Source organism: Brevibacillus brevis, assembly GCF_031583145.1.
Lineage (GTDB): Bacteria > Bacillota > Bacilli > Brevibacillales > Brevibacillaceae > Brevibacillus > Brevibacillus brevis_E.
The window spans coordinates 2417296-2443325 of record NZ_CP134050.1 but is presented as its reverse complement, the minus strand read 5'-3'; the positions used below and the strand labels follow the sequence as shown (position 1 = coordinate 2443325).

Sequence of the window (26030 nt, the reverse complement as noted above, 5' to 3'; positions counted from 1 at the left end):
CTTTGTTCCTCTTTATTCCGATTTGACGATCAGCAGAGGGGTCTGCGTGCGGTGAATGGTCTTGAATGTGACGCTTCCGACCAGTGTCCCCGCAATCCCTCCGAGTCCGTGATGGCCAAGCACGATCAGCCCGGCATCTTCTTCCTTGGCCGTCTCCTTGATCAGCATTGCCGGGTCCCCGATCAAGACCTTGCTTTCAAAAGAAACCTGCTTTTCTTTAAGCATGTCTTCGTAGGGCTTCAGCGTATCGCGGCCCCATTCTTCCAAGGAGCCCGTGTCCTGCCATCCGACGCCGTATATGCCGGTATAAGCGACCGGGGGCGTCACGACTGTCAAGAGTGTATAACTGACGTCCATCCCTTCGCTCAGTTCTATAGCCGTTTTGGCGGCCGCCATCGCCTGGTCTGATCCGTCGACGGCGATCAAGACCTTGCGCCAAGGGAAACGGCTTGCATCCGACTCCTCGGATACGAGAAATACCGGGATTTTGGCGTCGTGAACGATCGGATAGCTGACGCTTTGCATCAAGTATCCGGTCATCCTCCCATACCCGTGCGTCCCCATGATGACGGCGGCGTAGTCATCCGTCGCCTGTTTCGCGATGACTTCGTGAGGAGTGCCGAAAACGATCTCCAGGCGGTAGGTTATACCCGCTTCGTTGAGCAATGCCACAAACGGTTTCAAATCTTCCGTCGCTTCCTCCGCTTGAAACGATTCGACACTGCGGGAGCCCAGCCGCTGCACCACTTGCCGCGAAGGAAACGGCGGGATGACATGCAGAATCGTCAACTCATGCTTATGTGCTGCATAGGCGATCGCAAAACGGACAGCCTGAATGGACTGTGCGGAAAAATCGACAGGTACCAGAATTCGGGACATACGGACACGTCCTTTCCTCTCCTCATGGTCAAGGGAAAGCCTCTTCCCTTGCCAGTTTTCATTGTAGTCCAGGCGTTCCTCTCCGTATGTAGGGGCTCTCCCTGATTTTGGCAGGGGAAAACCCTGAATTTGGATTACTCCATGACCCCTGTGATGAATACCGTCGTTTCCTCCCCGAGGTCGATGTCACGGATGTCATGCTCCTCCGCCATCCGTCTGCTTCCGCTCTGTTCGCGCCTGATCACTCGCACCACGGGACGCGCAGGCAAGCCCCGGTTCTGGTCGATGACCACGCCGATCTCCCCGGTGCTCAATCGCAGCGACGTCCCTGTCGGATACAGGGCGATCGATCGCAGGAAGTGGATGACCATCTTGTGGTCAAAGCGCTTCTCAGCCAGGCCCATGATTTTTTCACAGGCCACATACGGAGCCAGGGTCTCCTTTTCCTCCGAGAACGGAGAGATGAGATTGTCGTAATAGTTGCAGATCGCCACGATCTTGGCAAAGTCGTGGATCTCGTCCCCGACAAGGCCACGGGGAATTCCGCTCCCGTCCACCCACTCGTGGTGCTGCAGAGGTATATGGGCAGAGACGATACTCATTTCATGCTTCTTTCGCAAGAGATGAAAGCCGCGCCATGTATGGTGGCTCTCCATGCTGTTCGCTTTGTACGCCGGTGCGTTTGTGTCAGCGCCCAGCTTGCCGATATCGTGAAGGAGCGCACCGGTGGACAGCTCCTTCAGCTGCGGCGCATTGTACCCCAGCCCGACTCCCATCACCGTTGCCATCATGCAGACGTTTAAGGCGTGGATGTACATGGCGTTGTCCGTGGTCCGGATCTCGCCCAAATTGAGAAGCACCCGGCGGTTGCGAAGGGTCTCTTCGATGATGCTGTTCACCGACTTGTGAATGCCTCGCACATCCATATGCTTGCCTGACTGCACACACTGGATGGCGACCGAAAGATTGCGGATGGCATCCTTGCGCGTGGTTTCTGTCACCACTTCCTCTTCCTTCGCTTCATCCAGCAGCGGATCCTTGATGCTGAGCATCGTCACGCCAAAGCGGCGCAATTTGTTGATCATTCCGACCGTGAGCTGCACACCCGCGTGCAGCAAGGTCAGCCCTTCGCTCGTATAAATGCTGCGGGCCAGCACGTCGCCCGGTTCGACTTGTTCGACATTCACATATTTCATGGGGTCGTCCTCCTGATTCCTTCCTCCCCTGTTGCTACTACCCGAACTTGCGGATGGGAAAACCTTTTTCGGAGTTTTAGCCCAGCTTGAAGGGAAAAGTCTGTGAGAACGCTTCGTATAATGACCGGTACGAAAGGCGGTGACGAGCAAGCCCTCTGCTTGACCCGGAGGGCTTTTGTCGAATGATGCCTACCGGGGCAGGCTCGATGACGTCTCGGTGGCTATGCCTTCAGAACGCGAAGAAGGGACGACCCCTGCTCTATTTGCAGAATCGTCCCCGACAATCCAAGCTTATTTCAAACACCTGAGCAGCTCCTGATGCACGATCCCGTTGCTTCCAAACACGTCACGAGTCATCAGGCCAAACGGATTCCCGCGTGTATCGCTGCACACTCCTCCCGCCTCCCGAACGATCAACGCTCCGGCGGCGGTGTCCCAAATGTTCAGCCCGTTTTCCCAGAAAGCCGTCAGACGCCCTGCTGCCACATAGGCGAGATGCAATGCCGCGGAACCGAGCGAGCGGACCGTCCGGCAGTGAAGCGTCACCTCCTGGAGCCCGGCCATGACTGCCGCCCGCGCTTCCGGATTGGAGGGAAACCCAGTGGCGACGACGCTCTCTCCGAGACTCGCCGTTTCGGAGACACGCAGCGGCTTTCCGTTCAGATATGCGCCCTTCCCCGCTTCGGCCCAAAACAACTCTTCCCGGCACGGGTCGTAAATCACTCCGATGGTCACCTGCCCCCGGCAGGCCATCGCGATCGAAATCGTAAAGCCGGGGATTCCCTGCACGAAGTTGTTCGTTCCGTCAATCGGGTCGACGATCCACAAATTCGGCTCTGCCTGCGCCTGCTCCAAGCGGATATGAAAACGGTCCTTGCTCCCGAACGATTCCTCCTCCCCGAGAAACGTGTGGTCCGCTGCCATCTCCCGGATCCGGCTGCGGATCAGCTCTTCGGAAGCTCTGTCTACTTCCGTCACTACGTCAAACCGGGAGCTTTTTTCTTCGGTGGCAAATCCGGTTCCGAGCCGGGACATGACCAGCGCCCCCGCCTCCTTGGCGATCTCTTTCGCCTCTTCCAAATAATTCATGCGAATCGCTTCCTTTCAGTTCGCTTCTTTCAGGATCCTGTCGATCACGGCCGCAATCGCGTGCTCCTCGTGGTGCACTGTGACGGTGTCGGCGGCTTCCTTGAGCAACGGATGGGCGTTCGCCACGGCAACGCCCAGATCAGCTTCCTTCACCATGGTCAAATCGTTCAAATTGTCGCCCACGGTGACGACGAACAGCTCCTGGATCTGCAGCATCCGCACCAGCTCCGCGAGCGCCGTCCCTTTCGACACCCGCGGAGGCAAAATCTCCAAGTAATTGGATTCGGAATAGACCGTCTCGCAGGCTATGCCCGTGATTGCGATCTTCTCCTCCAACGCTTTCAAACATTCCGGCAGTTCGGCGATCAACAAGATTTTCGTAATCGGCTGGCCCGTCAGCTCAGGCGGAAACGGCTTGCAGCGGACTCCGTCTTTTTGTTCATGCCGCTCCAGCAGCTCGCTTCGCTCGGGAGCGTACACGTCCCCGTCCTTGTAGACCAGCACCGCCACACCATCGGATGCAGCACGCAGGAGCTCTTTCCAGAGCCCCCCTGGCAAGGTCAATGTCGCTTCGTACAGCACCGCTCCCGTAAGCGGATGGGAGATTCTCGCTCCGTTGTACAAAATCATCGGCAGCTCCAGCGACAGCTGGCGAGCAAACGGCGCAACCGCCTCTTCCGTCCTGCCGGTCGCAAACGTAAACATTCCGCCGCGCTCTTTCAAGCGTTTGATGGCTTGCTGGTTTTCAGGACTGATCTCCTGATTTCGGGTCAACAAGGTCCCGTCCAGGTCCGTGACCAGCAAAGTTGTTTTTTTCACGTCCATTCACCCGATTCCTCCTGTTATAGGGTCAACGCGTTGCTTTTCTCGTTTCCGTATTTCCACGTGACCAGATCCTGGGACTCGAGGGAGATCAACGCGTCCAAAGCCGCGATGCGCTCCAGAGCGCACACCAGTTTTTCCTGCTTCTGAATCCGCAGCCGGAAGCTCAGATGCATCGTGCCATTCCCCTCGTCAGCAGGACCGTCCGCATGGTTCATCCGGAGGTTGGCAATCTGGATGCCCTGCTCCCCGAACAGGGAGGCGATTTTTCCCAACGCCCCGGGTTCGTCCAGGATGACCATCTCCACCTCGTGGAGCCTGCGGTGTCTGAGCAGATGCTTCTCCCATTTGTTCAGCAGGTACAGGCTGATCAGTACGAGGAACGTGCAGACGAAGGCCCCGACCAGAAATCCTGCCCCGACGCACAGTCCGATCGCCCCCACAACCCAAACCGAAGCCGCTGTCGTCAGTCCCTTGATCACATTGCCGTTCCGCATGATGGCCCCCGCTCCGAGAAACCCGATCCCGCTGACGACCTGCGCGGCCAGCCTGGCCGGATCGACCCTCACCTGTGTTTCGTAAACGAATTCGGAGAAGCCGTAAATCGACAGCAGCATGATCGTCGCCGAACCCAGACAGACGAGGATGTGCGTCCGGAAGCCGGCGGCGTGGTTGCTCCACTCGCGCTCGATCCCGACCAGCCCTCCCAGGATCGCAGCGACGATCATGCGCAAAGCCAGCTCGCTCCACGTAATGTGCCAGACGGATGCGCTCACGTACGCCAATCGCTTTCTCTCCTTTTCATCTCGCTAGCCGGACGCCGCTCTGCCTTCTCTGATCGCGTTTGGACGTAGGGCCGCTTCCCCCGATTTTGACACGAGCTTTCCCGTTTCTTTGCTGTAGACGTTGACTTTATCTGCAGGAAACGTGATCCACACCGTGCTGCCAACCGGCAGCTCCAGCTCGCCGATGCACTTCGCCAGCAGGTTCAGCTCGCTACCTACGGACAGCTGGACGAGCGTTTCCGACCCCGCGGGCAAAACGGAATAGACGCTGCAGGCGATCCCGCTCTCGACAGGTTCAGCGGATATTCGGATATCCTCAGGGTAGAGAGCCAGCACCGCTTCCCCCTGAAAGCTGCTCGGACTGGGAATGTCACGCACCCCGAGGCTGGACACGGTGCGCAGTGCTCCTCCGATCGGCTCGCACGCCGCGTCGACAAAATTGATTTTGGGGTTCCCGATGAAGTCTGCGACGCGAATGTCGGACGGATGCCGATACACCTCTTTGGGAGAATCCACCTGGACCAATGTCCCCTCAAAAAACACGGCAATCTTCGTCGACATAGTCAACGCTTCTACCTGATCGTGGGTGACGTAGATGATCGTCGTGTTCAGTTCGCGGTGAAGCCGTTTCAGCTCCGCCCGCATCTCCAGCCGCAGTTTGGCATCCAGATTGGAGAGCGGTTCATCGAGCAGCAGTATCTTTGGTTCGGTGACGATAGCCCGGGCGATCGCCACCCGCTGCTGCTGGCCGCCGGACAGCTCGGACGGGTAGCGGTCCTTCAGCTGCAAAATTTTCATTTTATCCAAAGCGTTTTCCACCTTGCGCGCGATCTCCGCTTTCGGCATCCGCTGCATTTCCAATCCGAACGCTACGTTGTCGTACACCGTCATGTGCGGCCACAGGGCATAGCTTTGGAAAACGAGATTCAAACCGCGCTTGGATGGAGAGGCGTAGTAGTGGGTGGTCCCGTTCACCACCTCTTTTTCATTGATCGTGATCAGGCCAGCCTCCGGATTTTCCAGGCCGGTGATCACCCGCAGTGTGGTCGTCTTGCCGCAGCCCGAAGGCCCAAGCAATGTCATAAAGTCGCCTTCCTCGATGACGAGGTCCAGGTCCTTCAAAATGTGGTTGTTGTCAAAGTATTTGTTGACGCCCTTCAGAACGATTCTGCTCATGCTATCCTCCTATTCCCTTGGAAAGATCGGCCTTCCCGAATTTCGTCGCCAGGAAATGGGTGACCAGTATGATGGCAATGATGATGATAATGATCGCATCCGCGTACTGCTGGTACCCGCTTTCCGCATAGTTGAAAGTGAGCGTCGTCAGCGTCCCTGTGTTCGGCGTTACCAACAGCACGATCAGGTCCAGCTCCTTCATCGCGGAGACAAACAGCAGCAGGAACGCGCTGAGCAGCCCTTTTCGGCTGAGCGGAACCATGATCTTGAGGAACCGCCTGATCCAGGATGCGCCGGCGAGCTTGGCCGCTTCCTCCAGCTCGCCCCCGATCTGGTACATCGTGCTCGTACCGGAGCGCGTGGCGAACGGCAGCTCTTTGACGAGGGTGATCAGGATGACGATGGTCAGCGTTCCGTACAGGGCGGGAACGAGAAAGGTCGGCTTCGCAAACATGGACAGGTAGATCGCCGAAAACGCGATGCCGGGGATCAGATACGGCAGAAACGACAGCTGCTCCGTCAGCTTGGAGGAAAGCGTTTTTCTGCCCTTCGTGATGACGTAGCCTAGGATCAAGCCGATGACCGCGGCGAGGATGGAGGCCGTAAATGCCACCTTGAGCGAATTGGCCAGAGCCAGAGCGATGCCGTCGTTTTTCAAAACGCCGACTTCCCCGGATGCGATTCGCGGATTGGAGTCTCCCGTCCAAAAATGCAGCGTCATATTGGAGAAGCTGTAATCGCCCTCCCGCAGCATGAACGACTGCCACAAAAGCAGGAGGAGCGGAAAAATTGCCGTCGACGCCAAGAACAGGATCACGCCTCCGATGGCTGGCAGCTTCCATTTTCCGAGTGGGATGACTGATTTGCGCGCGTCTTTGCCGCCGATGGTTGCGTAGCTTTTCCTCTTGCCAATCGCCCGTTGGTTGATGTAGATCGTGATCGAGGAGATGGCAATCAGGATCAGGCTGAGCACGTAAGCGTCGGAGATCAGCCGGTTTTTGATGCTGCCGTACAGCATCGTGGCAATCGTGTAGTACTTGACCGGCAGGCCCAAAAAGGCGGCGACCCCGAATGTCCCCATCGCTTTGGAAAAAGTGAGAATCAGCGCCGACAAGATGGCGGGGAGCACCAGCGGAAACGTGACTTTCCGCATGACGGTAAACCGGTTGGCACCGAGAATGTCTGCCGCTTCCTCCAGACTGCTGTTGATCGAGCTGAGCGCGACGGCCATCAACAGATAGAAGAAGACAAAATAGTGGGCCGTCAGGTTTACGACGATCGGAAAAAACCCGTAGGACAGCCAGTCAGGCGGATTGACATCGAACAGGTACTGCAGCAGTCCCTTGCTCCCGCCGACCCGGTCGTTTTTGAAGACGACCAGCCAGGCGAACGCCTTGATCCAGGAGGGAAGCATGTAAGGGACGACGGCCAGGAAGGCAATCGTTTTTTTGTAGGGAATGTCCGTCCTCGTCACGAGAAAGGCCAATGTGCCGCCGAGAAGCAGGGAGAAAACGGAAACGCAGACGGCGATCTCCAAAGAGTGGAGCATCGGCTTGTAAAAAATCGAGGAGCTGATGTCGCTTGCCAGTACGTGAACCCAATGGTAGAACGTCAACTGCCCGGGTTCGACCCCTCGGGCCACGCGGACGTCTTCAGGCTGCCAGGTAAACGTATGGGAGACGATCTCCCACATGGGGAGCACGATCGTGTAGACCAGAAAGACGAAGGTCAGGATGCTGATCAAATGCACCGGGCTCGACAGGATCCCTTTTACTCGGTTGGAGAGCCGGATCAGGCCGACGCGTGGATGCGGTTTGCTGGCTTCGTACTGCTTCACCTCTAACAACACTCCTTTATCGCCCGCTTCTTTAAGCCGGCGGCCTGGGCGCCGGCGCAAGCGCCGCTTTCATTCTTTGAATCGATGCATGAAGATGTTCATGCAGGCTTCGGTCCGAGTCGAACTTGCTGAACGTAAACTCCATGTTGTAGACCCCTTGATAGCCGGTTTGCCGCAGTGCAGAGACGTACGCTTCCAAAGGCAGGCTGCGTTTCTCCGTCAAAGGCAGATGGGTTCCGCCGGTGCCAAGGCCGTGAATATGGGTATGGATGATTTGCTTCAGGAACGGCTCGGGGGGCAAGTCCAGCAGCGGGATGTCCGGCGGATCCGTTTCACGCCTCCCGCTGTCCGCAAGCAGGTTGGAATAGGAATGTCCCATGTCCCAGCAAATGCCGACCGCAGGGCTCCCGGCCTCTTCCACCATGCCAAACACGCCGTCCAGCGAATCTCCCGGATCGACCTTTTTCGGCTTGCGGCGGTTGATCTCCAGGGCGAACTGAACGGGCAAGCCCTCTGCTTGCACCATGCTCGCCCACTCCCCCAGCAAGTCCACGGTGCGCCGGTGCAATTCCCCGCGGGAGCCTTCGCTTGCCTCGAAGGCATGGAGCGTCATCGTAATTCCTTTCTGGTAGCGGTGAAAATGCCTGAGGATGTACCGCATGGACGGATAGATCTCCATGAATGACGTCCCGGAAAACACCCCGCCGACATGTCCGTGAACTGTCAGCTGCAGTCCCCGTTCCCAGATCAGTTGAATGACGTCCCGGTACATGCGCTCATCCGCGCCGCGGAGCAGGTTGCGAATCTCGATCGAGGAAATGCCCGCGCCTTGGAAAAAGTCGAGATCGTGTTCGACCTTTTTCAAATGTTCTGTCCATTCTTTCGAATCAAAAGCTCCCGGCTTGCCTGTGAAAAAAGGACTTTGCAACGAGAGGCCGATGCGCATGCAGCCCACTCCTTTCCTTGTTGCCATCGTTGGACGATCATTGATTGCTCATCCAAAAATCGCGGAACTTGGTGAAGTTTTGGTAGAAGAAGTTGTGGTCGGCTGGCCATACGTTCAATTGGTCCAGTGGCGGCTGGTCGTCACGGCCGTTATCGGTCCGGGTACTCCAGGAACCTTGTACGTTGTAGGGCTTGAATCCCTCTGCCTTGCCGTCTGCTTCGCCTGCCATCCAGCGTATGAGCAGCTTGCCCGCGTTCGGGTGCGGCGCCTTGTTGATGATGTACAGATAGGATTCGCCTGCGACCGATACCTTTGGCTTGATGTCATAGGTGACGGCCACCTTCAAGCCTTTTTCTTTGATATCCCGCTGTTTGCTCGAAGCGGAAATGGCGATCGGGGGAGAGGATTGTCCGGGCGCTCCCACTGCTTCCACCGCTTCGTCACTGGATTTTACGAGAATCGGATCATTCGCCAGCAGTCGCTTGAAAAACTCGTAGCTCGCGTTTTCCGTTCCGTCCAGTTCGATGTCTTTGCCGAACTCTTCCTTGTAAGCTTGCTCCATGTCTTGCGGGTTCGCAATGACGGCGAGGAACAAGTCCATGGTATCTGCAGATATCGTGGGATCTTCCAGGATGACCTTCCCTTTCCATTCCGGCTTCGTCAGATCCCACCAGCTGTCAATCGGCGGCGATTTGTACGCTTCCGTGTTGTAATAGAAAGCCCGTAGGGAAACGTAGGGTACCAAACCGGCCCGCTCGGTTTTGTAAGGCTCGATCATATGGGTAGTGAGATCCGTCGGTTTGTACGGATGCATCATGCCTTTGGCGAGAATTTCGTTGGTCACGGTCCCCGCCGATTCCTTGAGGAAGGCGACATCAGCATGGAAGACGCCGGCTCCCTGCTCGCGAATCACCTTTTCCACGACATCGTTTGTGCCCATGTGGTAGGCCTCCACCTCGACGCCAGGATACTGTTTCTCGAAAGTCGCCTTTACGTCCTTGATCCGGCTCGACTGGGAGTAGACGACGACCTTTCCTTCTTTCTTCGCCTTTTCATACAGTTCGTCGACGGTTTCCGTCTTGTTCAGGCCGACCTCCTCGGCCCATTCCGTGCCTGGCGCCTTTGTTTCCGAGCCTGGCGAACTGCTGCCCGGAGATGACGAGCCGGATGGAGCACCTCCGCACGCCGTGAGCATCGCCATCGTCACCGCCAAAGACACAAGTGCGAGAAACCCCTTCTGTTTCTGTTTGGTCGTCTTCATCCTTGTTCCCCCCGTTTTACGTATTTGGGAAAGCACCCGGTTCTGCAATCCGGTTGGTCCCGACTATCGGGACAGTTACGGTCGTTTGCACGGGTAAGCGCTTTTCCTCGACCGCCAAAAAAAATCCTGCCGTTCAGGAGTTCTGGCGTTTCAGCCACTCCGACCAGGATGTTTCAAATCCGTCCTGATCGTCGGCGCAATACTGGTAAAATTGTTGAAGGAAAGCCAGTCTTTCGACCGCCGGTGCGTACTTGTAGCCGTCCCGCTGCGGGTCCATGCGGTACATGTCGCGCCCACCGCTCAGCCGGTGGCGTTCCAGTATGTCGCTCAGGCCGACGCGCTTAGCGTTTCGCATCATGTCGTACATCAGCATGAACGTGGTCGTCCTTCCGACGCCTCCCCGGCAGTGAAAATGCAGCCAGATTTCGTTCGTTTGACTGTTTACGAACGTGATGAACCGATCGACCTCGTCGTCCCCGGGACGATGGTGGTCTGTGACAAAAAAGCGGGTATAGAGAAACCCTTCCTGCTTCGCCAGTTCCTTTTCTGATTGTACGGTTACAGGCGAACTGATCGGTCCCGGCAGATGCACCTCGGCCGACTTGCCCTCCAGGTAGTCGAACGCGACTTCTGCCGCTTCCTTCAGGCCGCGCAGGCGCTGTGCTTCCTGCTCTTCGACCTGCTCCCGGGACAGCCCCTTGTTGGCGTTGTTGTGGGTACCGAACCAGCAGACTGCCATTCCGTTGACAAATCCGTGACATTCCTGCCGCAGGTCCACGATTATAGCAGGACCTTCGCCAATCAGCTGCCGCATACGCCGGAGCCCTTTTTCCGAAAACTGGCCGCTCCCCGAAATGTTCAGCTCGTGATAGCCGGCCAGGTCCGGCATGCCTGCCGTCTCCCCGGAATGCGGCGTGCTTGCCATCCGAAACCTCAGCGGGAGATCATCCGTATTGTCCGCCTCAATGATGAGCAGCGGTAGTTCCATTCCATGCCACTCCTTTCTCCATGTGCCAAGCTCGCGCCCACCTAAGGAAAGCGCTTACGAGTTCGCCTTCGGGCGTGAAGGAGGTGAAGTTAGGCCCCCCACTGCCCCGTAGATTCGCGCACCACCAGCTCGGGTACCAAGACCACGCGCTGTTTGGCGTTTTTCTCCCCGTTGATCTCCTGGGAGATCAGGTTCACGACCTGCCTGCCCATTTCCTGAATCGGCTGGGCGATCGTGGTCAGAGGCGGGTCGATGATGCCAGCCAACACCGTGTTGTCAAAACCGACGACGGACAAATCTCGAGGCACCGCCAATCCCCGTTCTCGTGCAGCCTGGATGGCGCCGATGGCCAGCAGATCGTTGCAGGCGAAAATCGCCGTCGGCCGATCCGGTTCGTCGAGCAATCGTCCGGCCGTCTCTTTCCCGTCCTGCAGTTGAAAGGCACTGACCCGGACCCATTTTTCCTCGAAGGGGACGTCGGCTTCCTCCAATGCCTGGCGATAGCCGCGTACCCGATCCCGGCTGCTCATGACTTCCAAATCTTCCGAGATCACGGCAATATGCCGATGGCCGAGCTCGAGAAGGTGGCTCGCCGCCAAATATCCTCCCAAAAAGTCGTCGACGAGCACGGTGTCCACTGCCAGGGCGGGCATGTCGCGGGCGATCACGGCGATGGCCTGTTTCTGCTGAAGGAGCTTTTTCAGGCTGGCGCTGCTTCTGACCCCGGTCGCGAGAATAATGCCATCCGCGCTTTTCTGCCGAAGCAGATTGGTGTATCTCTCTTCCTTGTTCAGGTCGTTGTCGGTATTGCAAATCACCAGATTGTAGCCCAGTTCATGGGCGCGGTCCTCCACGCTCCTCGCGATCTCCGCGAAAAACGGGTTGGCCAGATCCGGCACCAAGAGTCCGATCGTGTACGTCCGTTTTTTGGTGAGCGCCGATGCAACCACGCTCGGCTGGTAATTCAGCCGCTTCATTACCTCCATCACGTGCTGTCTCGTCTTGTCGCTGATGCGTCCGGTTTGGTTGATGACTTTGGAGACCGTAGCGATAGAAACCCCCGCTTCTTTCGCAATGTCATAGATTGTAGCCATTGGACTCCCCCAACTTCTTCTACAAGTGCACAGGGATCCTTGTCCATCCACTTTGTGCCTGTTCCTAGCATATACAAACCGGGAATCGTTTTACAAATGTTCTGTGAAAAGATCGGGATTTTAATAGCGGGCTACCATCATCTTCTTGCGGGTGTAAAACTCGACGCCGTCCCTTCCGTTGGCGTGCAGATCGCCATAAAACGACTTTTTGTAGCCGGAGAACGGGAAGAACGCCATTGGCGCGGGTACGCCTACGTTGACGCCCAGCATCCCGGCATCCACCGTTTCCCTGAATTCCTGGATGGCTTTGGCGCTGTTTGTATAAATGCACGCGCCGTTGGCAAATTCCGATCGGTTGGCCAAACGAATGGCTTCTTGCAAGGAGCTGACCCGGACGACCTGGAGCACGGGCGCAAAAATTTCATCTGTCCAGATGGTCATGCCGCCCTGTGCATGGTCGAAGAGAGTCGGACCGAGAAAGTATCCTTCCCCTTCCGCGGCGGGATGCCGCCTGCCGTCCAGAACGAGCTTCGCCCCTTCTACCACGCCTTTCTCGATATAGCGGATGGTCCTCTCCTTGTGTCCCTCCCGGATGACCGGCCCCAAAAACACGTTCTCCTGCAAACCGTTGCCGACCGTGAGCTGTTTGGCTCCTTGGTACAGACGATCTACCAGTTCATCGGCGATCCCTCCGACGGCGGCGACGACCGAGCAGGCCATGCAGCGCTCCCCGGCGGAGCCGAATGCCGCATTGATGATCTCTTTGGCAGCCAGCGCCAAGTCGGCGTCCGGCATCACGACCGAATGGTTTTTGGCTCCGCCCAGCGCCTGTACGCGTTTCCCGTGGGCCGCCGCCGTTTTGTACACGTATTCGGCGACGGGCTGCGAACCTACGAACGAAACGGCCGCGATGTCGGGATGGGCCAGCATTCCGTTCACGACGTCATGTGCGCCGTGGACGATGTTGAACACGCCGTCCGGCAAGCCCGCTTCCGCAAGCAGCTGTGCCAGCCGGTTCGCAAGCAGCGGCGTCCTCTCCGACGGTTTCAGCACGAACGTGTTTCCGCAAGCAATGGCGAGAGGAAACATCCAGCACGGAACCATCATGGGAAAATTGAACGGCGTAATGCCGGCGACAACCCCGAGCGGGTACCGATACATGGACGATTCGATGCCCGTTGCGATATCCGGCAGTGTAGATCCCATCAGGAGCGTGGGCGCCCCTGCCGCAAATTCCACGCATTCAATCCCGCGCTGCACTTCCCCGTAGGCTTCCTGGTAGCTCTTCCCGTTTTCCTCCGTGATCAGACGGGCCAGCTCGTCCCAATGCTTCACCAGCAGCTGCTGGTAGGCAAACAGGATGCGGGCCCGACGCGGTACCGGCACTCTTCTCCACTCCTGAAACGCCTTTGCCGCCGCGTCGACAGCGCGATCCAGATCTGTCGCGGTCGAAAGCGGGACCTGCGCGAGAATCTCGCCGGTCGCCGGATTGGGCACCGGCTCTCCCCGGACTGCTTCCGAATCGACCCACCTCCCTCCGATGTAGTTTTGCAAGACCGACACGTTTACCGACATGATGCGTTCCTCCCCAACCCCAAAAGTGAAAACTTTTGCAAAGCTGTCTGCTTCACCGCTTCCATCGGCTGTTGAAACAGCTGGATGCGGTCGAATTGGTCCGGGTTCTCCGCCACTTCGCTGCGCAGCGTTTTGCCGAACGCCATTCGCAGAGCGGTCCCGATATTGACCTTGGCGATCCGACTGGTAGCAAGCCGGCGCAAATCGTCATCGCGGACTCCGGTCGAGCCGTGCAGGACGAGCGGGGTAGGGACTCTCGCCTCGATCTGGTGCAGCAGGCCAAAATCGATGTCGGCCCCCTGCTCCTCCATGCGGTGGACAGTGCCGATCGAAACGGCTACGGCATCGATCCCCGTCTCCTCCACAAAAATCCGCACTTCCTCCGGATCGCTGTACGCGTGCTTCATCCCCATAGCAGGGTCGCTGTAGCCAACCGAGCCAATCTCGGCTTCCGTTGAAACCCCGTGTTCGGCAGCCATTTTGACGATCGCCTTCGTTTGGCGAATGTTTTCTTCCAACGGCAGCTGCGAGCCGTCAAACATGACAGATGTATAGCCGTGGGCGATGGCAGCGGCGACGTAGTCGTAGTCTTTTCCGTGATCCAAATGCAGGCACACCGGCACGTTGGCTGCTTTGGCCACTTCAATCAGGACAGGCGCGATGAAAGGAAACGGCATATGATTGACCGCCGCCAGGTTGGTAGCGAGGATGACGGGAGCCTCCACTTCTTCCGCCGCCCGGACGACCGCCACCGCGTCTTCATATCCGAAGACATTGAAGGCTGGGACGGCGTAATCGCTTCTCGAAGCTTCCTGCACCAGTTCCTTTAGATGCACTAGCACGTGATCTCCTCCTCAAATTCCTTGTTTCTCGTACCGCTCGATGCGCTGCCGGATCTGTTCCACGGTAGGCATCGCCTCGGAGCAGCTGTGGCTCGATACGACGATGGAAGCGGCTGCGCTCCCTAGCTGCTGGCAGCGATCGAGGCTATACCCCTGCATCAATCCGTACAGAAAGGCTCCGGCAAACGAATCGCCGGCACCGAACGTCTTGACGACTTCAGCCGGGAAAATCGCCGCTTTGCTGATGCGCCCATCGCTGGAATAGGCAGTGTTGCCTTCCGAGCCGCGCTTGACGACGACAATTTTTGCCCCCTGACGCAGCCAGTAGCGGGCCGTTGCCTGGTCATCCTGCGCAGGCGGTCCGTCCAGCGCTTCCAGGAGATCGAATTCTTCCCGTCCACCGAGGATGACGTCGCACTTTTCCGCGACCAGTCTCCCGTACACCGCGACCTCCGCAATCGACTGCCACGTATACGGCCGGTAGTCGATGTCAAATACCGTGACGACTCCGTGTTTCCGGGCGTATTCCAAGGCGGTGAAGACCGCTTCTCGGGAAGGGCTTTTCGCCAGCGCGGTACCGGATATCAAGAGCGATTTGGCCTGCCGGATGTAAGCTTCGTCTACGTCGGACGGTTCCAGTTTGAGGTCAGCCACATTGTCCCGGTACATCAGGATGCTGCAATCCGTCGGCGATTTGATTTCCGTAAATGCCAGCCCTGTCACGCTACCTGACCGATCCACGACGATTCCGTCCGTATTGATGGCGCACTCCCGAAGATACTGCACGATGAAGCGTCCGTGGGCATCGTCAGCCACCCTGCCGACAAAGCCTGTACGCATGCCCAGTTTCGCCAGCGCGATGGTGATATTCGCCGGAGAGCCCCCGACGTATTTCGTAAACGTCCGCGTGTCTTCCATCGGACGGTGTATTTCATTCGCATTCAAGTCCACGCACAGTCTGCCCAGCCCGATAAAGTCGAGCGGACGATCTGCCGGGAACGACAAGACGCTCATGATCGGCTCCTCCCTGCGCTTCATGTAAACAACCATTCGTGATCGGGATCATTGCGAAATTTCCAGGTCCGAACCGGGCCCGCCATGACGTTCAAGTAATAGACGGCGTAGCCCGGCGGAGCCGAAACGGGATGATACCCTCGAGGAACGAGCACCGCGTCCCCGTCCCGTACGACGAGCACTTCGTCCAGAGAACGGTCGTCGGTGTACACCCGCTGCAGGCAAAACCCGTGAGCCGGATCCACCTTGTGATAGTACGTTTCCTCCAGCAGCGATTCTTGCGGCAGATTCATTACATCGTGCTTGTGCGGCGGGTAGCTGGACCAGTGCCCCGGAGGCGTGAATACTTCCACCACCAGCAAGCTTTCGGCGGGCTGGCTCTCCGGCAGAATGTTGTGGACCGTCCTTTCCATTTCACCGTTTCCGCGCTTTTCCACGCCTACCTGCTCAGGTGATACGAGCCTCGCCTCGAGGATGCCCTGTGCAGGTGCCCAGCAGCAGGCGAATTCCAGATCCGTGACTGCTTCCACGACAAACCGGTCGCCAGCAGGGACGTAGACCGAGCAGGCTGGCGTTCCTTCGAACACGCTCATTCGCCGGCCGATTTCGGAAAAAGAGGCATGGGCGGTCTTTACGTGGGCCTTCCCGCCGAGCAGCACGATGCATGCTTCTCGACCGTCCGTGTCCCTCTGGAGCGTCTCCCCCTGCTTCAGCTGGTACACCTCAAAGCCGACGTATTTCCACCCTGCGGATTGGGGTGTGATGGTCAGCACGTTGCCTCCCGGACCGCGACTGCCTTTTCGCACAATCAGATTGGACAAGGCTGCTCCTCCTTCCCGCCGTTTGGCTGCAAAATGGAATCGAGATAGCGTTTGCATTTTTCCGCGTATGCGTTTGGCTCGGCGATAGCCGGATCCTGTTCGGCTTCGAGAATCATCCATCCTGCGAAGCCGTTTTGAATCAGCTTCCGGAGAATGGGGCTAAAGTCGATGGCGCCGTCGCCCGGCACCGTAAACACTCCTTCGCGGATAGCCGACTGGAACGGCATCTGCTTCGCACGCACGCGATCAAGCACTTCCTGGCGGACATCCTTCAAATGAATGTAGGGGATCCGGTCCGCGTACTTCGTCAATAGCATCAGCGGATCCGCTCCGCCGTAGTACGCATGCCCGGTGTCGAACAAGAGGTGGACCAAATCCGGATCGGTCGTTTCCATCAGCCGGTCGATCTCTTCCGGTTTTTCCACTATCGTCCCGATATGGTAGTGGTAGACGAGCTTCATGCCGTATTCCCGGCAGATGTCGCCGGCCTGATGCAGCCCTTCCACCATGTGGTTCCATTGTTCGTCGGTTGGCGGGATGACCTCTACCACTCCACGGGGTCGGCGCGCATCCCCGATGATGGAACCGCCAAGCTCGCAAGTTACGACGTGCTCGCTTCCCATTTCGTGCAGGAACTCCACATGCCGACGGTACGCCGCCAGCTCCGCTTGCCGAATGGCGGGGTCGGAAAACACCACTCCTTTCCATTGCGACGTCAGTTGAATCCCCCGGTCCCCCAGCGCCTCCTTTAGAAGACGAGGATCTTTCGGAAATTTGCGACAATTCTCCGTGCCGGAAAAGCCAAGCCGGGCAAAGTCGTCTAGCACTTCTTCGTAGGTATAGTGATCGCCCAGCTCCAGCACATCTTCGTTTACCCAGTTAATCGGCGATATGCCGAGCTTCAGCTGGCCCCAAGCAATGCTCATGCGGTTTCCTCCTTCATCAAAACGGTTTGGCGAATCCGAGCTGCCTTTCCATCCGCTCGCGGGCGGCCGTCACTTTCTCGCTGTTGGAGACACCTGCGGGATCGACCCGCCACCAGGATTCGTACCCGTCCGTATTCGTGCCGGGAAGCACCTTGATCTCGATGAGCGCGGAGACCGGGCTGTGCCGGGCTGCGTCGAGCGCCTCCCTCAATTCCTCCAACGATTTCACCGTCCACGCGTCAGCCCCCATGCTCCTGGCGTGGGCGGCGTAATCTACGGGCAAATACGCTCCATCTAGTGAACCATTTTGCGACCGCCTGCGAAATTCGTTGCCGAAGCCGTCGCTGCCATTGCTTCTCTGCAGGTTGTGAATGCACTGGAAGCCGTGGTTGTCGAAAAGCAAAATGTTGATTTTGACCCCTTCCTGAATGCTTGTCAGGAGTTCCGAGTGGAGCATCAGGTAACTGCCGTCCCCGACGAGAGCGTACACATCGCACTTCGGCTCCGCCAGCTTTACCCCGAAAGCGCCGGCCACCTCGTAGCCCATGCAGGAAAATCCGTATTCCATGTGGTACGACTTCGCTTTCCGGCTGCGCCACAGCCGGTGCAGATCGCCGGGCAGGCTTCCCGCTGCGCATACGATGACGGCGTCCTCTCCGACTATGCGGTTGATTTCGCCGAGCACCTCCGTCTGTGTCAAGCCAGCTTCCGCCCTTGCCGCGTACAAGCGATCGACCTCTGCGCGCCACTCCCCGTTCAAGGCGGAAAGCTCGGCTCTGTTATGCGAGGAGCGGTACCCTTCGGCCAGGAGTTGTTGTCCCAGCCGCTTCAGGGCGATTCGAGCATCCGCCACCAGTTCGTGGGCGCTCAGCTTTGCAGCGTCCATACGGCTGACATTGATCCCGAGAAATTCGACATCCGGGTTGCGGAACGCCGTTTTGGACGCCGTGGTGAAATCGGACAGCCTGGTTCCGACCGCGATCACCAGATCGGCTTCCGCGGCCAGCCGGTTCGCCGGGAGCGCTCCGGTCACGCCGATAGACCCCGCGTTCCATTCCGAGTCCCACGGCAAGGCACTTTTTCCGGCTTGCGTTTCCGCCACCGGGATGTGGAAGGTCCGGGCGAAATCCGCCAACGCGTCCGTTGCCAGCGAATAGTGGACCCCGCCGCCCGCGATGATCAGCGGCTTCTTTTTCCCCATCACCAGCGAAATCGCCCGTTTCATAGCCTCTTCGGAAGGGGGGCGTCTCTCCTGGCAGTGAACTCGCTTTTCGAAAAACTCCTGCGGGTAATCGTACGATTCGCATTGCACATCTTGCGGCAACGCCAGTGTCACGGCCCCGGTCTCCTCCGGGTCGGTGAGCACTCTCATCGCGTGGACGGCTGCCGTCATCAGCTGTTCGGGCCGGCTGATTCGGTCCCAGTATCGGCTGACCGGCTTGAACGCATCGTTCGCGGACACCGTGTAATCGGCTCCGTGCTCGATCTGCTGCAGGACGGGATCGGGCTGGCGGCAGGCAAATATGTCGCCGGGCAAAAGCAACAGCGGGATGCGATTGATTGTCGCCGTCGCCGCGGCGGTTACCATGTTGAGCGCCCCCGGTCCGATGGAAGAGGTACAAGCGAATATTTCCAGCCGGTTTTTTTGCTTGGCAAACGCGATCGCGGCGTGGGCCATTCCCTGCTCGTTCTTGCCCTGCAGGAAGTCCAAGCCGCCTCGCTGCCGCTCCAGCGCCTCTCCCATTCCCGTGACGTTGCCATGCCCGAATATTCCCATCACCCCCCGGACGAATTTTCGCTCCACACCGTCTACGCTTACGTATTGCGCGTCCAAAAATCGGAGCAGGGCTTGCGCCATCGTCAGGCGAATCGTCTTCGACATAGTCTTCTCCTTTCTTTCGTTAAGGGTAACCGCTTAATCAACCCGCATGCGTAAACGCTCGCAGCATCTCTGCAACAGGTACCGGCCGTTTCTCCGCCAGCGATTTTTGTGCGGCAGCCGCGATCACTTCCGCCATGTATCCGTCGTGACCGTCCACCGGCACCGGAGTCCCGGCTTGGATGCTGGCGACGAAGGCGTTCGTCTCCCGGACGTATGCTTCCTGGTAGCGCTCGAGGAAGAAGTGCTTGGGCTTCTCGCGGAACACTCCTTCGGCCGTGCTCCATTCTGCAGAACTGTCCGTGTCGTTGACCACGCTGACACTTCCTTTCGACCCGAACACCTCCACCCGCTGATCGTAGCCGTAGGCAGCGCGGCGGCTGTTGTCGATCACGCAGACGGCGCCGTTCTGAAACGTGAGCAAGGTCACCGCGGTATCGATGTCTCCCAGTTCGCCGACCTTGGCGTCCACGAGCACGGCTCCCTTCACGTACACTTCTTCCACCTCGCTGCCGGCCAAAAAGCGGGCCATGTCAAAATCGTGGATGGCCATATCGAACAGTAGGCCGCCCGACCTTTTGATGTAGTCGTAGGAAGGCAACTCAGGGTCCCGCGACGTAATCCGAATGATGTGGGGTTCGCCGATTTGGCCCGTTTCAATCAGCTGGCGGACTTTCATGAAATTGTGGTCGAATCTCCGGTTGAAGCCCGTCTGCAGCTGCACGCCGCACTGCTTGACGACGGCCAGCGCCTGAGCCGTTTCCTGCGGGTCAAAGCTGATCGGCTTCTCGCAAAAGATGTGCTTGCCTGCCCGTGCCGCCTCGATGATGTAGGAGACGTGGGTGTCAGTGGACGAACAGATGAAAACGGCGTCGAGATCCGGGTCCTGCAGCAATGCCCGGCTGTCTGCTGTCACCGTTTCGACCTGTTCCGCAGCTGCCCACTCACGCAGGTGATCCACACGGATGTCGGAAATCGCCTTCACCTTTACCTGTTTGTTGCGGAGCAAATTTTCGGCATGCAATAGTCCGATTCTCCCGGCGCCGATCATGCCGATGGTCAATGTTTTCAAAATGAATATCTCCCTTCTCTTCTTGTTGATTCCAAAAAGGGTAACCGCTTAACCTACCATCATTATACAGTTGCCACGTTTGTTTGAAAAGAGTTAATTTTTTGATTTTTGTCGCAAAAGGGCAGCATTCGAAAAAAGCTGCCCCCTTTTGTCGTAATATCTTTGGCAAGGTTTTCAGTCTCGGTCGCGTTTTTCCAGTTCGCGGGGATCGATGTCATTATCCGTATCGAGATCCGCCTCGTCGGCGATTTCTTCCCAATCGACCAATTTGAAGTTTTGATTGATGACCTCTCCGTTCTGGAGGTTCTCGTCATCCTGTGCCACGAAGATCCCTTTCGGATAGTTGCTCCCCAGCCCGAAGCTGAGGACGTCGATCCCGTCCGTACCGGTCACACCATCTACGCCTTTGTGGTCGACGATCTGGAAGCTGGTTTCGTATTCGTTGTCTCCTCCCCGCTCGTAGACCGCATACGTGCTGTTGCCTTGGCTGGATGCAATCAGATAGCCATCGCCGTCCTCCCCGTAATAAATGGTCAGTCCTTCGATGTCAGCGGTCAGATGATTGCCGTCAGCTGAATCGACCTTGGCGAGCGGCGTGCTTCCGCCGCCCGGTTCGGCGTCGTATTTCCATATCGCTGCGTCCTCTTCGGCGATGTACATAACGCCGTACTCGTCGTCGGCCACGATCCCCTCCGATTGGCTCGCCAAGCTGAAAGAACGCACCAGCGTGCCGTTCACTTTCCCGTCTGTGCCGGCGGACAGCTCGTATTGCTCAAACTCTCCCTCCTTGCCGAGGACGAGCGCATAGTACTTGTCCGTCCGCAAGCTGTGGTAAAGCGCAAAGCCGTACACTTCCGGCATCAGTGAGACGATCGGTGTGCCGGAGATGTTTTCCAGGGCCCCGGTGTCTTTGTCGATGGCAAAAATGTCGATCGTGTTCGTCGTCCGGTTTGTCGCTGCGGCGATGTCCACCTTTTTGCCTTTTCCCAGAGGAAAATCGTAGCGCACGTCGATATTGTTCATTTTGCCGGTCGTGTAGGAGTACAGCTGCTTTCCGTCCAGGTCGTACACCAGCAGCCCGCCGCCCTTGTTCGTAGCGATGATGCGGCTTTTGGCCTTATTCTTGGGATGAACCCAAATAGCAGGATCATCCGCCGCATCATCCCCGGAAGCGACCGCGTCCGTCTCTGCCTTCGGCTTGACGCTGACCGCCGGGGCAGCCGCCCAAACTGCCGATTGTCCCAATAAACAAATGGATGCCGTCACCACTGCGATTGCTTTCCACTTTTTCATGCATTCTTCCCTCCCTGTTTTTGCACTTCCTGTGACAATCCTTTTCACTTTCATACCTGCCCGTTTCGTTTCCGATTTCTCCGGCACTCCGGTCTCCCCCGTCCCTGCTTGCGCACCGCACCCAATCCCGTCTTGCCGTAGCTGTCGGAGCGGTTCGCACCGCGGATCCGATTCACCCCCTTTCACCGGCGGGACACGGGTAGAAGAAGAGCAGCCATGGTTCTTCGGGCTGCTCTCGGATGCTGACGTCCTATTCTACATGGGCGATCCATTTTCTGTTGATCATGAGGTTAACCGCTTTCTCAAAAGGCCGCGTTTCCCCGTGCGTTTGCAACCGAACAGGGATCAAATCAGCGTGATGTACTCACACCGCAGCCTTAGCCGTACCCTTTCTCCTTGCGGGCTGACTCCGTTCACGTGGTGCTGGTAGTCGTACATCGTGACGATATCGCTTCCGATGGAGATTTCGTATTCCACATGGGTGCCGAGGTATGTCGTGCGGAGGACTCGCCCTTCAAACTCTCCGGACGGATCGAGGGTCCAAAATTCAGGGCGAACAACGCAGTCGACTTGTTGGCCCTCGCTCATCCGCCGCTTCGTTTCCACCCGGATCACCCCTCCTGCCCACTCGATTGCCGCCTCCGTTCCCCGCCATTCCTTCACTTTGGCGGAAAGAAAGTTGGCTTTACCCATAAAATCGGCGACAAAGCGGTTTTGGGGCTGCAAATAAATGTCGCGGGGCGTGCCGATCTGCTGCACGCTTCCTTTGTTCATAATGACGACCATGTCGGAGATCGCCAGCGCTTCCGACTGGTCATGGGTCACGTACAGACTGGTGATTCCCAGGCTTTGCTGCAGCTTCCTCAGCTCGTCTCGCATGTACTCCCGCAGTTTGGCGTCCAGATTGGACAGCGGCTCATCAAACAGCAGCACACGCGGTTCGGTTACAACCGAGCGGGCCAAGGCTACTCGCTGCTGTTGCCCGCCGGAAAGCTGCGCGGGGAACCGGTCCTGCAGCTCATCCAAATGCATGAGCTGCAGGACCTTTTTCACCCGAGAGGCCAGCTGCTCTTTGGGCACCTTTTTGATCGCCAGCCCGTAGGCGATGTTGTCGTAGACGCTGAGATGGGGAAACAACGCGTAGCTTTGGAACACCATTCCCACATCCCGCTTGTTCGGCGGTACTGTGGTGACCTTTTGCGGACCGATGAAAATGTCCCCGGACGACGGCGTTTCGAACCCGGCGAGCATGCGCAGCGTCGTCGTTTTCCCGCAGCCCGAGGGGCCGAGCAAGGTCACCAGCTGGCCAGGCTCGACTGCGAGATTGACATCCTTCACGGCAAACGCCATTTCCCCGGCAGGTGTTGTAAATGTCTTCGCCACGTTCTTCAGCGTGACGGATGACGAACGGACCAGTTCCCTGTGCGGCACAGCCATTCATGCTCTCCTCCTGTTCTTTGGCTGGAGTTGGTTAACGAGAAATTGCAGCAGGCCAATCGCGAACAAGATCATTGCGATCAAGAGAACGCAGTACGCCGAAGCGGCCCCGAGCCTGCTCGCTTCAACCTGAGAAAGAATCGAGACGGTCAGCAAATTCCAGTTCGCGGAAACGAGGAAAATGACCGCGCTGATGGACGTCATCGAGCGTACGAACGAGTAGACGAGTCCGGAGAACAGCGCGGACCTCATCAGCGGCAGCGAAATGCGCCAGAAGGTGACAAAGCTGCTCGCCCCCAAATTCTTCGACGCCTCCTCGATCGATGCATCGATCTGCCTCAGGCTGTTGGTCCCGGCTTCAATCCCCACCGACATGTTGCGGAATGTAAAGGCGGCAATGAGAATCAGCGCCGTTCCCGTCAAAAGCAATGGCGGCTTGTTGAACGCGAGCACGTAGCCGATTCCGACCACCGTGCCGGGAACGGCAAACGTCAGGATCGAGGACAGCTCCATCACCTTTTTCCCGATGAACGATTCCCTCACCACCAGCCAGGCGATCGCCATTCCCAAAATGGCCGTGAGCGGCGTGGACGCTGCCGCCAGCAGGGTGGAATTGAGGATGGAATCGAATCCGAGCGTGAAGATGTAGGAAAAATGCTCCAGGGTAAAGGTGAAGTTGATCCCCCACAGCTTGATGAATGCCCCGGCAGCCACCGTCCCGTAAAACAGCAGGACGACAGACGTGACCAATGCGCAAAAGGCAAAGAGCGGGTACACCATGCGCTTTTCACCCATGCGGACGGACGATTGGGTCGGCTTTCCCGTCACGGTGACGTACGATTTTTTGCTGAGCCAGTGCTTTTGGATCAAGAAGGCGGTGATAGAAGGCAGCAGGATGGCAACAGCCATGAACGATCCCGATCGCAGATCGTACATCCCGGTGATCTCCAAATACGCCTGGACGGCCAGCGTCGAATAGTCTCCCGCCAGTACCATCGGATTGCCGAAGTCTTCAATCGACTTGATGAACACGATCAGGAGCGAGCTAAAAATGCCCGGAACCGCCAACGGGAGGGTGACCGTGCGGAAGACTTGCCACCGGCTTGCTCCCAGATTGAGCGAGGCATCTTCCACCGACGGATTGATCGATTCGAGGACTCCCCGCAGGTTCAGGTACGCAAGGGGAAAGAACGCCATTGTCTGGATAAAAACTAGACTGCCAAGCCCATACACGTCCGCATCTTCCAGCCCGAGCAGGCCGTGGGTGATGATTCCGTTGCGCCCGAACAGCAAAATCGTCGACAAGGCCAGAACGAACGGCGGCGAGATGATCGGCAAGAGGGCAATCAAGTGAAACAGACGCTTGCCCCTGATGTCCGTCCGTGCAATGGCGAAGGCAAACACGAATCCAACTACCGTGGACAGCACCGCGGACAGGAGCCCCAATTGAATGCTGTTCCACATCACATGAAGAAAATGACCCTGCAGGACTTCTCCGATTTTGGAAAGATCGGCTCCCGCATCACCGACGACCGTTACTTTGATCACCTGGTAGATCGGCAGGACGGCAAACAGGAACAGCGACAAGAAGACCAGAACAATCAGTCCGAGCAAGAACGGCTCCCGCGCCAGCATTTTTACCCGGATGAAACCGCCTCTTTCCCGCTTTGGCTTCGTGGAGACCGTCATGTCACTTGCCATACGCATCAGCTCCTTCCAAGGCAGACTTTTATTTGACTCCCGACTGCCCCCTGACTTCGGTCTCGAACTTTTTCACCAGCTCCTTCCGGTGTTCTCCGGCCCAGACTGCGTCGTAATCGGCCAGCTTGATCTTGTCGAAGGTGACCGCCCCCTCCGGAACTTCCGCGTCGGGGCGGACAGGCAGACGGAACGTTTTCGTTTTGGCGTACAAATTTTGCGATTCGAGACCCGCAGTCCAATCGATGAACTTCTTGGCATTTTCCAATTCATCCGCGGGACCGTTTTTGATCAGCGCCACCGCGCCGATTTCATACCCGGTTCCTTCTTTGGGGAACGTGAGCAGAAGCGGATAGCCTTCGCTTTTCGGTGCGAGGATGTCATGGGCGAAGGAAATGCCGACGCCGGTTTCGCCCAGCCCTGCTTGTTTCGCCGGGGCACTTCCGGATTTCGTGTACTGGCGCATGTGGGCGTCAAGCTTTTTCAAGTACGCGAATGCCTTCTCCTCACCCATCATCTGCACCAGGGTGGCCAGCACGGTATAGGCAGTCCCCGAGGCACCTGGGTGCGCCATGACCACGTTATCGGCATACTCCGGCTTCAGCAGATCGTCCCAGCTTTCCGGTGCCGATAGACCTTTTTTCTTCAGCCATTCCTCATTTACTGCAAAACCGAGCGCGCCTACGTACACGGGCGACCAGTACCCCTGTGGGTCGGTAAAACGTTTGGGGAGCTGCGCGGCTTCCTTCGGCTGATACTTTTCCAGCAGGCCTTCCTGTGCAGCCGCATGGAACGTATCAGACGGTCCGCCGTACCAGACGCTGGCCTGCGGCGCATTTTTTTCCGCCTGGAGCCTGACAAGTGTCTCCCCTGCGGACAAACGAACGAATTTGACGTCGATGCCTGTTTCTTTGCGGAAAGCTTCGATGTACGGGATCACTTCCTGTTCCGGAAAAGCCGTGTAAACGGTCAGCCTGTTCGATGGTTTCCCGGCCTGCCCGGCGTTCGAGGACCCGCACCCCGCCGTGAGCAGCAAGCATGCCAGCAGCATGCCAACCCATGTCTTGATTTTGCGTCGCATGAATCCACGCTCCTTCTCTTTTCTCTTGTTGTCTTTGCGAATGCCCGGTGAAACATCGCAGCCATAGACTTGCAGATTTTCCTCCCTTCGCCGATTGCGCAGGTTCCCGCCAGATTTCCAGCACCCGCAATTTCGGATACGTTTTTTGTTACAGCGGATTTTTGGGGATCTCCTCTGTCATGGGCCCAAAAACGAAAACGCTTACCTTATTTCGCAGAGAATATAAAAAGATCTAGCAAAATATTTCAGAAAGATAAGCATAAAAATCAGGTTAAGCGCTTACCTTAGTGAAAAGAATAAATTGTTTTCTGATATTTGT

22 protein-coding genes are annotated in these 26030 nt (G+C 57.5%); all 22 read right to left on the bottom strand.

The window, feature by feature from the left end; all coding sequences use genetic code 11:
- Positions 1–12: 12 nt before the first annotated feature.
- Positions 13–879, bottom strand: coding sequence for a universal stress protein (locus RGB73_RS12145; RefSeq protein WP_310772323.1), 867 nt, complete (start codon positions 877–879; stop codon positions 13–15).
- 134 nt (positions 880–1013) lie between these two features.
- The gene (locus RGB73_RS12140; RefSeq protein ID WP_310772321.1) at positions 1014–2075 is read right to left on the bottom strand and encodes an HD-GYP domain-containing protein; all 1062 of its coding nucleotides are present in this window, start codon (positions 2073–2075) and stop codon (positions 1014–1016) included.
- A 291-nt stretch (positions 2076–2366) separates the two neighbouring features.
- A complete protein-coding gene (locus tag RGB73_RS12135) occupies positions 2367–3164 on the bottom strand; it encodes an inositol monophosphatase family protein (RefSeq protein ID WP_310772319.1) in 798 nt (265 codons plus the stop codon).
- 15 nt (positions 3165–3179) lie between these two features.
- Complete coding sequence (locus tag RGB73_RS12130; RefSeq protein WP_310772317.1) at positions 3180–3989, bottom strand: HAD family hydrolase; 810 nt, start codon at positions 3987–3989, stop codon at positions 3180–3182.
- Between the two features lie 17 nt (positions 3990–4006).
- The gene (locus RGB73_RS12125) at positions 4007–4762 is read right to left on the bottom strand and encodes an MgtC/SapB family protein (protein ID WP_396136211.1); all 756 of its coding nucleotides are present in this window, start codon (positions 4760–4762) and stop codon (positions 4007–4009) included.
- A 33-nt stretch (positions 4763–4795) separates the two neighbouring features.
- On the bottom strand, positions 4796–5947 hold the full coding sequence (locus tag RGB73_RS12120) for an ABC transporter ATP-binding protein (protein ID WP_310772313.1): 1152 nt from the start codon (positions 5945–5947) through the stop codon (positions 4796–4798).
- Between the two features lies 1 nt (position 5948).
- A complete protein-coding gene (locus tag RGB73_RS12115) occupies positions 5949–7784 on the bottom strand; it encodes an ABC transporter permease (protein ID WP_310772311.1) in 1836 nt (611 codons plus the stop codon).
- Positions 7785–7815: 31 nt separating this feature from the next.
- On the bottom strand, positions 7816–8730 hold the full coding sequence (locus RGB73_RS12110; protein WP_310772309.1) for a sugar phosphate isomerase/epimerase family protein: 915 nt from the start codon (positions 8728–8730) through the stop codon (positions 7816–7818).
- 37 nt (positions 8731–8767) lie between these two features.
- Positions 8768–9991: an ABC transporter substrate-binding protein gene (locus RGB73_RS12105; protein WP_310772307.1), complete on the bottom strand. Its 1224-nt coding sequence runs from the start codon at positions 9989–9991 to the stop codon at positions 8768–8770.
- 133 nt (positions 9992–10124) lie between these two features.
- Complete coding sequence (locus RGB73_RS12100) at positions 10125–10979, bottom strand: phosphatase domain-containing putative toxin (protein WP_310772306.1); 855 nt, start codon at positions 10977–10979, stop codon at positions 10125–10127.
- 89 nt (positions 10980–11068) lie between these two features.
- The gene (locus RGB73_RS12095; protein WP_310772304.1) at positions 11069–12073 is read right to left on the bottom strand and encodes a LacI family DNA-binding transcriptional regulator; all 1005 of its coding nucleotides are present in this window, start codon (positions 12071–12073) and stop codon (positions 11069–11071) included.
- A 120-nt stretch (positions 12074–12193) separates the two neighbouring features.
- The gene (locus tag RGB73_RS12090; RefSeq protein WP_310772303.1) at positions 12194–13648 is read right to left on the bottom strand and encodes a CoA-acylating methylmalonate-semialdehyde dehydrogenase; all 1455 of its coding nucleotides are present in this window, start codon (positions 13646–13648) and stop codon (positions 12194–12196) included.
- Complete coding sequence (locus RGB73_RS12085; protein ID WP_310772302.1) at positions 13639–14490, bottom strand: class II fructose-bisphosphate aldolase; 852 nt, start codon at positions 14488–14490, stop codon at positions 13639–13641. Before RGB73_RS12085 ends, RGB73_RS12090 begins: the two co-directional genes overlap by 10 nt.
- A gap of 12 nt (positions 14491–14502) precedes the next feature.
- Entirely contained in the window at positions 14503–15504 is a 1002-nt protein-coding gene (gene iolC / locus RGB73_RS12080; RefSeq protein ID WP_310772299.1) for a 5-dehydro-2-deoxygluconokinase, read from the bottom strand.
- 20 nt (positions 15505–15524) lie between these two features.
- Complete coding sequence (iolB, locus tag RGB73_RS12075; protein WP_310772297.1) at positions 15525–16325, bottom strand: 5-deoxy-glucuronate isomerase; 801 nt, start codon at positions 16323–16325, stop codon at positions 15525–15527.
- Positions 16313–17251 carry a myo-inosose-2 dehydratase gene (gene iolE, locus RGB73_RS12070; protein WP_310772296.1) on the bottom strand — a complete coding sequence of 313 codons (939 nt, stop codon included), beginning with the start codon at positions 17249–17251 and terminating at the stop codon, positions 16313–16315. The genes iolB and iolE overlap by 13 nt, the downstream gene beginning before the upstream one ends.
- 16 nt (positions 17252–17267) lie before the next feature.
- Positions 17268–19133: a 3D-(3,5/4)-trihydroxycyclohexane-1,2-dione acylhydrolase (decyclizing) gene (gene iolD, locus RGB73_RS12065; RefSeq protein ID WP_310772294.1), complete on the bottom strand. Its 1866-nt coding sequence runs from the start codon at positions 19131–19133 to the stop codon at positions 17268–17270.
- Between the two features lie 37 nt (positions 19134–19170).
- Complete coding sequence (gene iolG / locus RGB73_RS12060; protein WP_310772292.1) at positions 19171–20202, bottom strand: inositol 2-dehydrogenase; 1032 nt, start codon at positions 20200–20202, stop codon at positions 19171–19173.
- A 174-nt stretch (positions 20203–20376) separates the two neighbouring features.
- Complete coding sequence (locus tag RGB73_RS12055; protein WP_310772290.1) at positions 20377–21495, bottom strand: phytase; 1119 nt, start codon at positions 21493–21495, stop codon at positions 20377–20379.
- A gap of 345 nt (positions 21496–21840) precedes the next feature.
- Positions 21841–22932: an ABC transporter ATP-binding protein gene (locus RGB73_RS12050; protein WP_310772288.1), complete on the bottom strand. Its 1092-nt coding sequence runs from the start codon at positions 22930–22932 to the stop codon at positions 21841–21843.
- Positions 22933–24633 (bottom strand): ABC transporter permease, encoded by a 1701-nt coding sequence (locus tag RGB73_RS12045; protein ID WP_310772286.1) that lies wholly within the window; start codon positions 24631–24633, stop codon positions 22933–22935.
- Positions 24634–24661: 28 nt separating this feature from the next.
- Positions 24662–25711: an ABC transporter substrate-binding protein gene (locus tag RGB73_RS12040; protein WP_310772283.1), complete on the bottom strand. Its 1050-nt coding sequence runs from the start codon at positions 25709–25711 to the stop codon at positions 24662–24664.
- Positions 25712–26030: the final 319 nt, after the last annotated feature.